1 protein-coding gene and 1 tRNA gene are annotated in these 2,261 nt (G+C 61.0%); one reads left to right on the top strand and one right to left on the bottom strand.

The features are described from left to right. Positions 1 to 80: 80 nt before the first annotated feature. Positions 81 to 157, top strand: a tRNA-Met gene (locus tag D1012_RS21805). On the opposite strand, the gene D1012_RS21810 is transcribed toward D1012_RS21805, so the two are convergent. After that, on the bottom strand, positions 114 to 1,799 hold the full coding sequence (locus D1012_RS21810; RefSeq protein WP_118156228.1) for a recombinase family protein: 1,686 nt from the start codon (positions 1,797 to 1,799) through the stop codon (positions 114 to 116). The genes D1012_RS21805 and D1012_RS21810 overlap by 44 nt on opposite strands. Positions 1,800 to 2,261 lie beyond the last annotated feature (462 nt).

The following is a 2,261-nucleotide window of genomic DNA, read 5'->3' on the forward strand; positions in this document are numbered from 1 at the left end:
TCACCGCCAAACCTAAAAAGAGACACATAACTCTCAATACGATACAAATACCCGATCGCACAAAATGCCCTCGGACCGGACGCGGGGTGGAGCAGCCCGGTAGCTCGTCAGGCTCATAACCTGAAGGTCACAGGTTCAAATCCTGTCCCCGCAACCAGAAATTCTACACTTTGATTAACCTCCTGTTCGCAGGAGGTTTTTTGTTGTTCGGACAACAGATCAGCTCCTAGGCTCAGGCCCAGAATCCCCGCCAGATCGCCGTGAAGCGTTAGGGCGAGCGTGTGACGTTTGCCCTTTGTCGGCAGCGGTGTTGCCACGATCTTGTCGATCAGGCTGCGGATGGCATTGCGCGCTTCGGTCTCGTGGTCGGCCTCGGTCAGACCGGCAACAAGGCTTCGGATGCGGTAGTGGTAAGTGTCGGCCATCCTCGGATGGATGCGCACCGTTGAGGCCGGGGCAGGGGATCTGGCGAGATCTTTCTCCAGCTGCCTTTGCCGTGTCTCCAGTTGTTCCATCTTCGCCTTGATCCGGTCTGCCGGGGTGCCAGCCAGGATGGCGTTCACCAGAACGTCCTGATCCTTGATCACCTTCGTGAGTTCCTTCTCCTTGTCCGCCCGGTCATCGGTGTGGGTGGCGGCCAGGCGATTGCGCTCGGCGATGTATTCAGCGGCAAAAACCTTAACCAGTTCAGGGTCCATGAGCCGGTCGGTGAGCAGGGACAGGATCCTGCCTTCCAGATCCTGTCGGGTGATGCCCGTGCGGTTGTCGCAGACCGACTTGCCTTTGTTGCGTGAGTTGCTGCAGCCAAAGCGGTCTTTGCCGATGGTGGAGAAGCCCCCACCACAGCAGCCACATTTGACAAGCCCGGTCAGGAGGAAGCGCGGCTTGCGGCGTTCCCATGCTTCCCGCTCGGTGTGTGCGAGCATGCGCCCTTCCTGCCTGGCCCTCACCGCCTCCCAGAGGCCTTGGTCGATGATCCTGAGATCGGGGACCTCTGTTGTGATCCAGTCCGCTTCAGGATTGGGTCGCGCCTGACGTTTGCCGGTCCGCGGATCCTTAACGAAGGCCTGGCGATTCCAGATCAGCCTGCCGATATAGATCGCATTGTTCAGCACGCCGGTGCCGCGTTTTGGATTGCCATGGATGGTGGACTTGTCCCACTTGCCGGAACGGGGGCCTGGCACGCCTTCGCAGTTCAGCCTGTCGGCAATCTGGTTCGGAGATTGGCCTTCGGCATACCCCCTGAAAATCCGCCGCACGACCGCGGCCTCTTGTTCGTTGATCTCGCGATCACCGCGCTTCACCTCGCCATCCTCATTCAAGCTGCGCAGCACCCGGTAACCGTAGGCATTGCCGCCGCCGGATTTGCCCGCTTCCACACGGCCACGCAGGCCGCGATGGGTCTTGGCCGCGAGGTCCTTCAGAAAAAGGGCGTTCATCGTGCCCTTGAGCCCGATGTGCATCTCGTCGACCCGACCCTCTGACAGGGTCGTGATCCCGACCCCGGTGAAAGCCAGGTTTTGGTAGAGGTTCGCAATATCCGCCTGGTTGCGGCTGAGCCGATCCAACGCTTCGGACAGAACCAGGTCGAAGCGCCGCTCTCGCGCGTCCTGTTGCAGGCGCTGGATGCCGGGGCGCATCAGCGAGGCGCCTGAGGTTGCAGCATCTTCGTAGCTTCCGACGATCTGCCAGCCCTCACGCGTGGCACGTTCACGGCAGAGACGGATCTGGTCCTCAATCGACGCCGCGCTTTGCAGGTCTGACGAATAGCGGGCATAGATGGCAACGCGAATGGTCATGAGCAACGCTCCCTGATCAGTGTGGACGTCGGTTCACGCATCACCGCCCCCGCGGTCCACAGCGTGATCTGCGCGCGCGGCATCCCGCGCCATCGAACGGATGAGCTCGAGAATCTGATCCCGATGGTGAAGTGGCAGGTCGGCAAGCGCAAGCATCGGGAAAGGTGAGGAGCCGGAGATGCATTCCGGCACGCAAGCGGAAACCGGCACTGCCGTGCCTTCCCGCTGGTGCCTTCCGGCAATATCTTTCCTTGCTCGTGCCACAGGCCGAGTGCTCCCGCCCTCCGGACGCGGTGAGGCGCCCGTGGGTCAAACTGATCTGCTGGTTTGCCGGGCTAGGGTCAGGACCCATTAATCGGCTTGAGGCCGCCCTGCCTGCGTGATTCAAGCTCCCGAACTGACGGGGGTGATGATGAGCAATCTTTTCTGGCTGACGGACGACCAGATGGAGCGGTTGAAGCC

Origin of the sequence: Pseudotabrizicola alkalilacus (assembly GCF_003443995.1) — a bacterium.
Lineage (GTDB): Bacteria > Pseudomonadota > Alphaproteobacteria > Rhodobacterales > Rhodobacteraceae > Pseudotabrizicola > Pseudotabrizicola alkalilacus.